This window comes from Amycolatopsis sp. NPDC059027 (assembly GCF_042739735.1).
GTDB lineage: Bacteria > Actinomycetota > Actinomycetes > Mycobacteriales > Pseudonocardiaceae > Amycolatopsis.
In genome coordinates this window covers 34854-47965 of the sequence record NZ_JBHYIK010000028.1, presented here as the reverse complement: position 1 = coordinate 47965, position 13112 = coordinate 34854, and the positions used below count along the sequence as shown (strand labels likewise).

Below are 13112 nucleotides of genomic sequence, written 5' to 3'. Positions count from 1 at the left end.
CGCCGTCGGCCGCCCGGGCGCCGCCCCCCCCCCGCCCCCCCCCCGACACACGCCCCGGACCCACCGCATGCCGTGAAGGCCTCCTTACCGGCGCTCAACGCCGTCAATGTCCCCTTCGCGACACTCCAGTGCCGGGCCCCTGTCCCGAACACGGACCGACGGCCGATTGTCCACACGGGACTTCGCTGCCAGCGGCACAGTCCTTTGTGGATCTTGGCCCCCGCGGTGCGGGCGGGAGCGAAGGGGTATTCCGCGAGCGGTCCGCGGGGCTTACGCTGACCGCCATGACTCGCCTTGCTCGCGGCCTGACGGCCGTAGTGTTGCTGGGAGCGCTCGCCGCCTGTTCGGGGGACCGGACGCCGGGGCGGGACGAGATCATCGCCAAGATCAAGGCGGACCCGCAGACGCGGGGAACCTCGGACCAGACCGCCGGGTGCCTCGCCGACTGGTACCTGCGTTACGCCACCCCGGCGGAGACCAAGGCGTTCGTGGACGGGACGGCGGGCGGGAAGGCGCCGGACAGTCACGGTGAACAGGCGCGGGCGGCGATGCTGGACTGCCTGAAGACCGCCGCCGACACCCGCTGACTCGTCTGGTCTGTCCGATCGCTCCTAAGATCGTCTGTTTGGCTCTATATCGGACAGTCCGGCGCTGGTTAAGCTCATCCCAGCACGAGCGGCTCGTCCATCCTGCCTGGGGGAACGGCGTCCGCTCGCCGTGACCTGGGGGGAACAGTGCGCGTGCCGCGTCGTTTCGTTGTGCTCTCACGCCTTCTGGTACTGGCGATGGTGTTCGCCGTCGTTTCGCTTGGCCTGCCCGCGTCGGCTCCTTTGCCGCGTGGCAAGGAAAACGCGGCGTCGGCGCAGGCACAGAAACCCGCGGGACCGCCGACCCGGGTACGGGAACTGGCCGATCGCCGTGCGTCGGCGATGCGGGTGTACGAGCTTTCCAACGGCCAGTACGAGGCCGAGGTTTCCGCTCAACCCCAGCATTTTCGCGATGCCAAGGGGACGTGGCAGCCGATAGACACGACGGTGCGCGCCCGGGCCACGGACGGCTATCGGTTCGGTAACGACACCAATGCGTTCACCAGTTCTTTCGGTGACCGGACCGATCGGCTCGCCCGGTTCGCGCTGAACGATACCCGGGTGGAAATGGGCCTCGACGGCCCGGCCAGGCCGCTCGAACCGAAGGCGGAACGGGATTCGGTCAGTTATCCGAACGCCGTGGACGGCGCGGAGCTGCGTTATCAGGTCACGGCTGATTCCCTCAAGGAAAAAATCGTCCTCGCGGCGCCGCCGAAGGACGGGACGTACCGGTTCACCTTGCGCGCGCAGGGAGTCGTCGCACAGCCGCGGCCGGACGGTTCGATCGCTTTCTTCGCTTCCGCCCCTGGTCTCGCGGACGGTCCGCCGTTGTACGTGATGCCACGGCCGTTCATGACCGATTCCGCCGACGACGCCAAGTCGCCGCACGGAAAGTCGTGGAGTGACAAGGTTTCGCAAACCGTGGAACAGCACGGTGAAACGATCACCGTGGTGGTGCGTGCCGACCGGGAATGGCTGGCCGCCCCGCAGCGGAAGTATCCCGTGGTGATCGACCCGACGATCCGGGTCGAGCCGACGTCGAATTCGGGGCAGGACAGCCAGATCTGGTCGGACAGCCCGGACCGCAACGACGGCGCGGACTACCAGCTTTCGGTGGGGACCGACGACACCGGCATCGCGCGCAGCCTGGTGAAGTTCGACATGTCGGTGGTGCCGGCGGGCACGAGCCTGACGTCGGCGAAACTACGGATGTACTACGACAACGAGCTGTACACCGGCGCGAACGACGTCACGATGGAAGCGCGCCGGATCACCAGCCCGTGGGCGCAGAACACCGTCACGTGGAACAACGCCAACGCCGCGTTCGCCGAGGCGGGGCTTTCGGCCGCGGTCAAGCGCGCCAACGTTTCCCAGGTCTGGTCCGAATGGGACGTCCGCAACATCGCCCAGTCGTGGGTTTCCGGTTCGGCGCCGAACCACGGTCTCCTGGTGAAGGCGACCGACGAGACGCTCAAGCGCGGCGGCGCGGTCCACCACGCGGCCGAGTTCGTCTACAACGGCGACACGGCGACGTTCCCGAAACTGGTCCTGACCTATGGACGTCCGGGCGCGGTGCTCCAGACCATCACGAAGGCCTACGCCACCGGCGCGGAACTGAACTGGGCGCCCTACACCGATCCCGATCCCGCCAACGTGAACGACGACATCGTCGAATACCAGGTGCACCGCTCGGTCTCGCAGGTCTTCACGCCCTCGTCGGCGACGCTGATCACCTCGGTGGGCGCGCAGGCGACCCGGTTCGTCGACACCACCGCCCCGGTCACCCCGGACAGCGCGCCGGACCTCGGGTGGAACGCGTATTACTACATGATCGTCGTCAAGACCCGCGACGGCCAGCTCGTCCCGAGTGCCACGCAGATGACCAGGACACCCAAGGCGGGTCAGGTCCGGCAGACCTTCCGGGCGAGCGCGGACACCACCCTCGCCGCGAACCAGCCGAACACGAACCTCAACGTGCTGACCGGGCAGCCGTGGCTGCAGGTCGGTAACAACAGTGGCACCTTCGGCAAGACACGGGCGGTCGTGAAGTTCGACGGCCTGACCTCGATCCCGGCGGGAACCAGGATCGTGGACGCCGACCTTTCGCTCTGGGGCTTCTACTCGAACGGTGCCGGTGCGACCTTCGACGGGCATACGCTCACGAAACCGTTCGTGGAGAACGAAGCCACCTGGAACCGGGCGTCGGCGGCGACGGCGTGGTCCGCCCCCGGCGGGGACATCGCGGCCAGGGCCGACTTCGTCTCCGGTGTCCCCGACAAACCGACCTGGCACATCTGGGAAAACGCCGGCATGGTCCAGGGCTGGGTGGACAACCCGGCCACCAACAACGGGTTCCAGGTCAAGCTGCGTGACGAGGCGGGCGCGGCACAGCGCGTGCTCTTCCTGTCCGACGAAGCGACGGAACCGTTGCTGCGCCCCACACTCGCTGTGTCCTATTTGGGCACTCCGCCCGCCCCGCCCGCCGCTCCCGTAGTGTCCTCTTCGGACTATCCGGCCGACGGACAGCCGCACGGCGGCGCGGGCAAGGCGGGTTCGTTCACCTTCAAACCGGGTAGTACCGCGCCGATCAGCAAGTTCGTCTACCAGCTCGATTCCGACGCGAAGCCGACCGAAGTCCCGGCGACCGGCCAGGTTTCGGTGAACCTGACGCCCGCCGCGTCGGGCACCAGGACGTTGACGGTACGCGCGCTGGACGCGACCGGCGTGTCGTCGATCGCGACCACCTACTCGTTCGTCGTCGCCGAACCGTCGCGGCACAAGAAGACGAAGACCGACTTCAACGGGGACGGCAAGGACGACATCGTCACCTTCACCCGCGGAGACACGGCGGCGGTCTACGTTTCGCTTTCCGACGGCACGAAGTTCGTCCAGGACGGCTGGAAATGGCACGACCATTTCGCCGTGCAGAACGAGATCCCGCTGACCGGTGACTTCAACGGCGATGGCAAGGCCGACATAGCGACGTTCACGCGAGGAACCGGCGCGAAGGTCTACGTCGCCCTGTCCGATGGGACGAAGTTCTCGCCGACCGCGGGGCTGTGGCACGACTATTTCGCGGCGGGCGAGGAAATTCCGCTGGTCGGTGACTTCAACGGCGACGGCAAGGACGACATCGCGACGTTCACCCGGGGTGGCGACGGAGCCGTCTACGTGGCGCTGTCGGACGGGACGAAGTTCCTGCCGTCGGTGAAGTGGCACACCGCCCTCGCCCGTGGCACCGAAATGCCCGCGGTCGGGGACGTGGACGGTGACGGCAAGGACGACATCGTCGTGTTCACCGGTGGCGAGGCCGCCGACGTGTACGTGGCGCGTTCCGATGGCACGAAGTTCGCGCCCACCGCCGAGAAGTGGCACGACAACTTCGCACCCGACGCGAACCGGGCGGGCGTCGGCGACATCGACGGCGACGGTAAGGACGACATCCTGTCGTTCACGAACGGTCAGGTGACCGCCGCGCTTTCCAGCGGGACCGCGTTCGGCGCGGCCCGCCAGTGGAACGCGAACTTCGCGCCGGGCGGCGAACTGCCCGGTATCGGGGACTTCACCGGGGACGGCAAGTTCGACGTCGCCACGTTCACTCGCGGCACTGACGCGAAGGCCTACGTCGGCGTCTCGGACGGCACGCGTTTCGGCGCCGGTGCCCAGTGGCACGGCCATTTCGCCGTGGGCGCCGAAGTGCCGCGGCCGAGCCTGTTCGCCGCGGGGCCGGGCACACCCGCCCCGGTGCCGCCCGCCAAACCGCTGGTGTCCTCTGTGGACTATCCAGCCGACGGACAGCCGCACGGCGGCGTGGGCAGACCGGGCACGTTCGTCCTGAAGCCGGGCGATGCGGTGTCGGTCGCGAAGTACGTGTACCAGCTGGACACCGATGCTCAGCCGACCGAGGTCGCGGCGGCCGGGGACACCTCGGTGACCGTGACCCCGGGTGCGGCGGGCAACCGGACGCTGACCGTGCGCGCGTTCACCGCCGGTGGCCTGGCCTCGCAGCCGTCGACCTACGCCTTCGTGGTCGCCGCGCCGGCCCAGCCGCCCGCGGCGCCTGCAGTGTCCTCTTCGGACTATCCGGCGGACGGGCAGCCGCATGGTGAGCCGGGCAGGGAAGGGATCTTCGTCCTCAAGCCGTCCAGCGCCGTCCCGGTCACCGGATACCGGTGGCAGCTCGACGACGGCGGGCCCGCGGACGTCGCGGGCAGCGGCGAGGTGCAGATCAAGGCGACCCCGCGGACGCCGGGCCAGCACACGCTGACCGTCCGGGCGCTCGGCGCGGAGAACACCGTGTCACCACCGGCGACCTACACCTTCGTGGTGGCCGATCCGCCGGGTGGACCCGGTGCGCCGCAGGTGCTTTCGCTCGACTACCCCTCGGGCGGCGCCCCGTACGGCGCGCCCGGCAAGGAGGGCGCGTTCACCTTCCGGCCCACCGGCTCGACGGCGATCGCGGGATACCGCTGGCAGCTGAACGGCGGTCCGGCCGCCGACGTGGCGGGCACCGGCAAGGTCCTGGTGAAGATCACGCCCACCACAGCGGGGCCGCAGACGCTGACCGTGCGGACGTTCACCGGCGCGGGCGCGGTTTCCGCACCGACCGACTACCGGTTCGAGGTCGCCCCGCTGGCCCCGCCGGACGCCCCTGCTGTGTCCTCTGTGGACTATCCGGCTGACGGACAGCCACACGGCGACGCCGGTCGTGAGGGCGTGTTCACCTTCCGCGCCAACGGAACCACGCCGATCTCGGGTTATCGCTGGAAACTGGACGACGGCGCGACGAGCGACGTCCCCGGCACCGGTGACGTCCAGGCGCGGATCACGCCGCCGACCGGCGGAACGCACACGCTGGTGGTCTGGGCGATCGGCAGCGCGGGCTCGGCGTCGGCGCCCACGACGTACACCTTCGTCGTCGCCGGGGCGGCGCCGACCCCGGACGTGCCACTCGTTTCGTCGGCCGACTACCCGGCGGACGGGCAGCCGCACGGCAGCCTCGGCCAGGCCGGGACGTTCACGCTGCGCTCGCAGGGCGCCGTCGCGGCGGACGTGCTGCGGTACCAGCTCGACACCGACGCCGCGGCCACCGAGGTCCCGGCGGGCACCGGCACCGCGACGATCAGCCTCACCCCGGTCCGCTCCGGGCAGCGCACGCTGACCGTCTGGGCCAAGGTCACCGCGTCCGGTGTGCAGTCCGCGCCGGCGAAGTACGTCTTCGTGGCCGGCGCCCCCGCCGGTCCGCGCGACTACTTCTACGACGCCGCCGGGCAGCTCGCCGGGGTCACCAACAACTCCGGCGAGGCGGCCGCCTATCGGTACGACGCCGCGGGCAACCTCGAAGCCACCGACCGGTACCGCACGGACACCGCGTCGATCTTCGCCATGGTCCCGGCGCGCGGCCCGATCGGCAGCACCGTCGAGATCAGCGGAACCGGCTTCGCGGCGCAGCCCGCGGACAACAAGGTGACCTTCGACGGGATCGCCGCGCAGGTCACCGCCGCCTCGGTGAACCGGCTCACCGTGGTGGTCCCGGCGGGCACCGGCGCGGGCGCGGTGAAGGTCACCGCCAACGGCAAGACGGCGGCCGCGCGCACCCCGTTCATCGTCAGCCGCGGCGTCCCCGCACCCACGGTGACCGGGGTTTCCACCGACCGCGCCAACTCGGGCGACACCGTCACGATCACCGGTACCGGATTCGATCCCGACCCGGCGCGCAACGTCGTCCTGTTCCACCAGACCACCGCGCGGGTCAAGCAGGCGGGCACCACCAGCCTGACCGTCGAGGTGCCCGCGGCGGCGTCGTCCGGCCGGATCACCGTCCGCACCCCGGGCGGCACGGCCGCCAGCGGGAGCGATTTCCTCGTGGCACCACGGGGTTTCGTGATCGACAAGCTGGTGTACGGCGGCCGGATCGAACTCGGCAAGCCGCTGGAGCTCGACATCCCGGCAGGCAAGGACGCGGTGGTCCTGATCGACGGCAAGGCCGGCGAGCGGGTGCACCTCGACCTGGAGAACAACACGATCCCGGTCCGCTCGGCGATGTGGATGTTCACCCCGCACGGCGGCGACTTCGCCCGCCGCACCATGGGCGATCCGCTCGACCTGTGGGCGGGCAGCACGCTGCGCCAGGACATCCCGGTGTTCGGTGCCAACGGCACGTACTCCATCGTCGTGGCGCCGGACGACACCGCGTCCGGCAAGGTGCGGATCACCGCGTCGCACGAACTGACCGGCGACAAGCTGACGCGCGACGGCACCGGTGTCCCGTTCACCGTCACCGTGCCGCAGCAGCGCGCGGAGATGACGTTCACCGCCACCGCGGGTGAATGGCTGAGCTTCGGCCTGACCGATCTGAGCATGCCGGCCAACACCTTCGACGTGCTGGTCACCTACCCCGACGGCCACGGCGGCGGCACCTGGAAGGCGTCGCTGACCACGTACACCCCGACGATGGTGTTCCGGGCGAAGACGACCGGCACCTACAAGGTCGGCGTGACGTTCGGGCCCGAGGAACTCGGCGCGGGCAAGGTGTGGCTGTCCAGCGTGCTCGAACCGGGCGCGCTGGCCGTCGACGGGCCCGGCACGCTGATGAAGATCAACCGGCCTGGCCAGTCCGTCCGGCTGCCGTTCACCGGGGTGGCGGGCAAGCCGCTGCGGTTCGCCACCACCGAGAACACGTTGCGGGAGAACGGAAGACCCGGCTATCCCAGCGGCATCCTCGTCGAGCCGGACGAGAACCAGGTCGAGCTGCGGAACGGCACGCAGGAGATCCGCAACATCCCGGTCCGCAAGAACGGCGAGCACAACCTGTTCATGAGCGGCTGGGAGGCCGTCGGCGCCGCGCGGGGCTGGCTGACCTCCGGGACCGAAGCGGGCAAGCTGCCGATCAACGCGCACACCAAGGTCACCATCGACCGGCCCGGCCGCGAGGTGTGGTTCGACTACGACGGCGTCAAGGATCGCCCGCTGCACCTGCAGACCCGCGACAAGAGCCTGCCCGGCACCCTCACCATGCGGGTCTACCAGCCCACCGGTGGCAGGCTGGTGAACAGCTCGATCGACGGCAAGCTGGACATCCCCGCGCTGCCGGAGACCGGGAAGTACCGCATCCACCTCGATCCGGGCTACGCCACGACGGGCAGCGTCACGATCGCGGCGTCGGAACCGCTCGACCTCGGCCAGCTCGCGATCGACGGGCCGATCCCGAATCCGGCGATCTCCGTCACCGGCCAGACGGTGACCGGCAAGTTCGCCGGGCAGGCGGGGCAACGGCTCAGCCTCGGCTTCACCTCGCCGAACATCCCGTTCCTCAAGGTGAAGGTGCTCAAGCCGGACGGTGGCACGCTCGACGGCCCGCAGACGTTCAACCTGCCCAACGCTCTCGACCTCACCACGCTGCCGGTGACCGGTGACTACCGGATCCTCCTCGAACCGCTCGACGAGTCGAGCGGGCCCGCCACCGGTGAGCTGGGGATCGCACTGTCCGGGGAAGCCGACGGCGGCAAGGCCGAAATCGGCGGCCCGGCCAAGACGATCACCATCGCCAGGACCGGGCAGAACGGAAAGGTGACCTTCGACGGCACCGCGAACGACGTCCTGCAACTGGACGTCACCCGCAGCTTCCCGAACAACTACGGCGCCTACTACAGCCTGATCGCGCCGGACGGCACGGTTTCGCCGCGGCACTCGTGGATGTCGTACGACCGCTTCAAGCTGTCCCCGCTCAAGGCGACCGGTACCTACACGCTCGTGTTCGACCCGGCGGGCGCGGTCACCGGTTCGATGACCGTCGCGATCAGCAAACCGGCGGCGGCAGTGCTCGCGCAGAGCACGCGCATCGATCCGCCGAAACCGGTCACCCCGAAGTGCGTCCCGGCCGAGCCGCGTCCGCAGCCCGCCAAGGGTTCCCCGGTCCCGCAGGGGTCCGCGCAGCCACCGGCCGCACCGGAGCCCGCGGCCGCGCCGCCGTCCCCGTCCACCTGCGCACCGGCCGGTGGCTGGCAGCCGGACGCCGCCAACCTCGGCGGTACGGACTGGAACACGCGGTACGAGCCGGTGCCCGCGCGGGACCGTCCGCTGCAGTTCGCCGTCGGGTTCACCGGTGTCGTCGGCAAGATCGCCGCGACGTCCGGGCAGGCCCTGGCCGGTGTCGCCGTCAGTGCCGGCGGACAGCGGGTCGTCACCGACGACCAGGGCAAGTTCGCGCTCACCGGGCTGCCGGACGGGCACGTCGTCCTGCGCGTCGACGGCCGCGCGAACGCCACCGGCCGCGCGTTCGGCGCGTTCGACATCGGCGTGGACACCCACGCGGGACAGATGCTCGTCCTGCCGTACACGGTGTTCCTGCCGGAGATCGACACCGCCGCCACGGTGCACGTCCCGAGCCCGACCACCGGCGAGACCGTGCTCACCACCAAGGCCATCCCCGGCCTGGAGGTGCGGCTCCCGGCGGGCAGCGTCGTCCGCGACGCCGACGGCACCGTGGTGACCGAGCTGAGCCTCACCCCGATCCCGATCGACCGGCCCCCGTTCCCGTTGCCCCCGACCAAGGTCCCGGTGTACTTCACCGTCCAGCCCGGCGGCAGCTATCTGTTCCCCGAGGGCGCCACGATCGTCTACCCGAACTACACCAAGGAGGCGCCGGGCACCCGGACCCAGTTCTGGAACTACGATCCGGACGGCAAGGGCTGGCACATCTACGGCTACGGCACCGTTTCGCCGGACGGCAAGCAGATCGTCCCCGACGGGAACGTCAAGTTCTACCGGCTCACCGGCGCGATGACCGCGGTGCCGGGGATGAACCCGCCGCGGATCGCGCCACGGCCCAACGGCACCCGCGTCGGCGACCCGGTCGACCCGTCCACCGGTCTGCTGGTCGACGAGACCACGGACCTGGTCGTCGACGACATCGCCCCGATCGAGATCAAGCGCACCTACCAGCAGGGCGACACCGACATCCGTGCGTTCGGCGTCGGCACCAGCTTCAACTACGGTTTGTACCCCTGGTCGCCCGGCATCATCGGGCAGTTCACCTTCCAGGAATTCGACCTGGTGCAGCCGGACGGCAGCCGGATCCACTACCGGCGGACCTCGCCGGGCAAGGACTACGCGGGCGCGGTGTTCAAGGCCGACCCGACACCGACGAAGTTCGACGGCTCCGTGGTGCGCTGGATCGACAGCGGCTGGGACGTCACCCTGCGCGACGGCACCGTGATGGTGATCGGCGAAGAGGCGCCGCTGCAGGAGATCCGCGACAAGTTCGGCAACACCACCACCCTCACCCGCGCCACCGCGCCGCCGGGCACCGACGGCAAGGTCCGCGCGAACGGGCCGGTCACCCAGATCACCTCGCCGAACGGCCGCTGGGTGAAGTTCACCTACGACGAGGCGAACCCGCCGCGCGTCAAGTCCATTGAGGACAATCTCGGCAGGCGCGTCGGGTACACCTACGACGCCACGGGCCACCTGGAGACGGTGACCGACGTCCGCGGCGGCGTCACGCGGTACACCTGGGACAAGGGCCTGCTCAAGTCCATCACGGACGGCAGGAACACCCGGTACCTGCTCAACGAGTACGACGACAAGGGCAGGGTCAAGACGCAGACCGCCGCCGACAACGGGGTCACGAAGTTCGACTACGTCGACTCGGGGGACGCGATCGTCGAAACCCGGATCACCGACCCACGCGGGCACGTCCGGCGGTTCACGTTCAACGACAAGGGCTCGGTGCTCACCGACACCAAGGCGTTCGGCACCGCGCTCGCGGCCACCACGACGAACGAGTACGAAGCGGACGGCGTGCGCCGCAAGGCGATGATCGATCCGTTGCAGCGCAGGACGACCTACGTCTACGACGCCAACGGCCAGCTCAAGGAACAGACCGTGCTGGCGGGGACGCCGGACGCGCGCACCGAGAAGTGGGAACGCAACGGCCCGCACGGCGAGCTGACCAAGTACACCGACATCTACAACAAGGACACGGTGTACGGGCTCGACGCGCGCGGCGCGGTCGAATCGGTGACCGATCCGGCGAACCGGAAGACGACCTACAGGACCGATGAGAAGGGCCTGGTCACCAAGGTCACCGATCCGGCAGGCAAGTTCACCACGACGGACTACGCCGGCGTGGATCCGATCCGCGGCACCGATCAGCTGGGCCGGGTCTCGACGACGGCGTTCGACGCCCTCGGCAGGCGGGTGCTGGCCGCCGATCCACGGGGCGCGGTCTCCGAAACCGCCTACACCGCGGCGGGACAGGTCGCCTCGGTGACCGATCCGCTCGGCCGCAAGGTGTCCTACGAGTACGACGCCAACGGCAACCGCACGAAGGTCACCGACGCCCGCGACGGGCAGACCGTCTTCGACTACGACGCGATGGACCATGTCGCCAAGGTCACCGACCCGCTCGGCAAGTTCGAGCTGGCGGAGTACGACGCCAACGGCAACCAGAAGAAGCACACCAGCAGACGCGGCATCGTCACCGAACACGACTACGACGAGCTGGACCGGCGCCAGGAGAGCCGGTACGGGACCGAAAGCAGCACCAAGTTCGGTTACGACCTCGGCAACCGGCTGAAGCGGACCGAGGACTCGGCCGCGGGCGTCGCGACGATCGACTACGACGGCCTCGACCGGGTCAAGGCGGAAACCACCCCGCACGGCAGCGTGTCCTACGACTACAGCGCGACGGCGCGGGACCGGACCATGACCGTGCCCGGCCGGGCCCCGGTCCGGCAGGTCTACGACGCCGTGGGCGCGCTGTCCGAGGTGCAGCAGGGTGGCAGCGCGGTGACCACCGTGAGCCGTGACGCGGTGGGCCGCGCGGAGCGGGTCGGCGCCCCCGGTGACGGGTTGTCGCAGACCTACGCCTACGACGACGCGGGCGAGATCAAGTCGATCACCTATCGTTCGGGGCAGAACGTCCTCGGCGACCTCGCCTACGACTACGACACGGCGGGCCAGCCGACGAGGACACGCGGAAGCTACTCCCGCGCGATGCTGCCCGAGGCGTTCGGGGACGCCAGCTACGACAAGGCGAACCGGATCCGCAGTGTCGGTGCCACCCCGGTCAGTTACGACCCGGACGGCAACCTGCTTTCCGACGGGACGGCCACCTACACGTGGAACGCCCGCGGGCAGCTCGCCGGGCAGACCTCGCCGGGCATGACGGCCAGGTTCGACTACGCGGCCGACGGCAAGCGGCAGGGCCGCACGATCAACGGCGTCACCACCAACTACCTGTACGACGGGGACAACCCGGTGCAGGAGAAGGTGAACGGCGCGGTCACCGCCACCATGACGTCGGCGGGGGTGGACGGGTTCCAGCTCCGCGAGTCGGGCGGCACGACCCGCCGCTTCCTGACCGACGCGCTGGGCAGCGCCGTCGGCCTGGCCGACAACACCGGCGTGGGCGCGTCGTACTCCTACGAACCGTTCGGCCGGACCTACGTCACCGGGAACGACGGCGGCAACCCGTACCGGTTCGCGGGGCGCGAGGACGACGGCACCGGGCTGTACTACAACCGCGCCCGGTACTACAGCCCCGGCCTGCAACGGTTCCTCAGCGAGGACCCGATCGGGTTCGACGGCGGGATCAACCTGTACGGCTACGCCGGCAACAAGCCGACCCAGCTCACCGACCCGATGGGCACGAAGCCCGCGTCTTCGGGCAATGGCTGCGGTTCGAACAGCTTCACGCCCGAAACCAGGGTGCGGATGGCGGACGGCTCCGACAAGCCGATCGCCGAAGTGAAGCCGGGCGACAAGGTGCTCGCGACCGATCCGGCCGACGGGCACACGGAAGCTCGAGTGGTCACCGCGGCCATCGCGGGTGATGGCCAGAAGCACCTCGTCGCCATCTCCGTCGACACGGACCGGGACGGCAAGGCCGACAGCACGATCACCGCGACGGACGGACATCCGTTCTGGGTCGCGGCCGGTCCCGGCGAGTGGCGGGCGGCGCGAGACCTGCGTCCCGGTGCCCTGCTACGCACCTCCGCGGGCACGTACGTCCAGGTCACCGCTGTCGAGCAGCGGGCGGAGACACTCCGGGTACACAACCTTTCCGTCGACGGACCACACACGTACTACGTGCTGGTCGGCGACATCCCGGTACTCGTCCACAACTGCGGTACGGGGGACGGCGGTAAGTACGGTGATCTGCAGCCTGCCGGGCAGGGATACGAGATCAACCACATCCCGGCCAATTCCATCAGCCCGCTCAGCAAGTACAGCGGCCCCTCGATCCGGATGGACCGCGCCGACCACCGTGAGCTCTACAGCACCGGTTCCTCCCGGGAATCACAAGCCTGGCGGATGCGGCAGAAGGAGATGATCGACGCCGGGGACTTCCGAGGGGCGATGATGATGGACATCCAGGACATCCGCAACCGCTTCGGCACCAAGTACGATCGGCAGATCGCCGAGATGTGGGCGAGCCTGAGCCAGAACCGGGCTCTCCGGAACTGGCTCGAAAACAGGTGAATGCACGGACAAGCGAACGCGGAACGAAATGGGACTCGG

2 protein-coding genes are annotated in these 13112 nt (G+C 69.5%); both read left to right on the top strand.

Annotated elements, in window-relative coordinates; genetic code table 11:
• Positions 1-284 precede the first annotated feature (284 nt).
• Positions 285-587 (top strand): hypothetical protein, encoded by a 303-nt coding sequence (locus tag ACFWY9_RS20595; RefSeq protein WP_378325857.1) that lies wholly within the window; start codon positions 285-287, stop codon positions 585-587.
• 171 nt (positions 588-758) lie between these two features.
• Entirely contained in the window at positions 759-13073 is a 12315-nt protein-coding gene (locus ACFWY9_RS20590; protein WP_378339570.1) for a DNRLRE domain-containing protein, read from the top strand.
• Positions 13074-13112: the final 39 nt, after the last annotated feature.

Excerpts from the sequence above, each read along its gene's own strand:
- ACFWY9_RS20595 (WP_378325857.1), top strand. The coding sequence starts at position 285 with ATGACTCGCCTTGCTCGCGGCCTGACGGCCGTAGTGTTGCTGGGAGCG.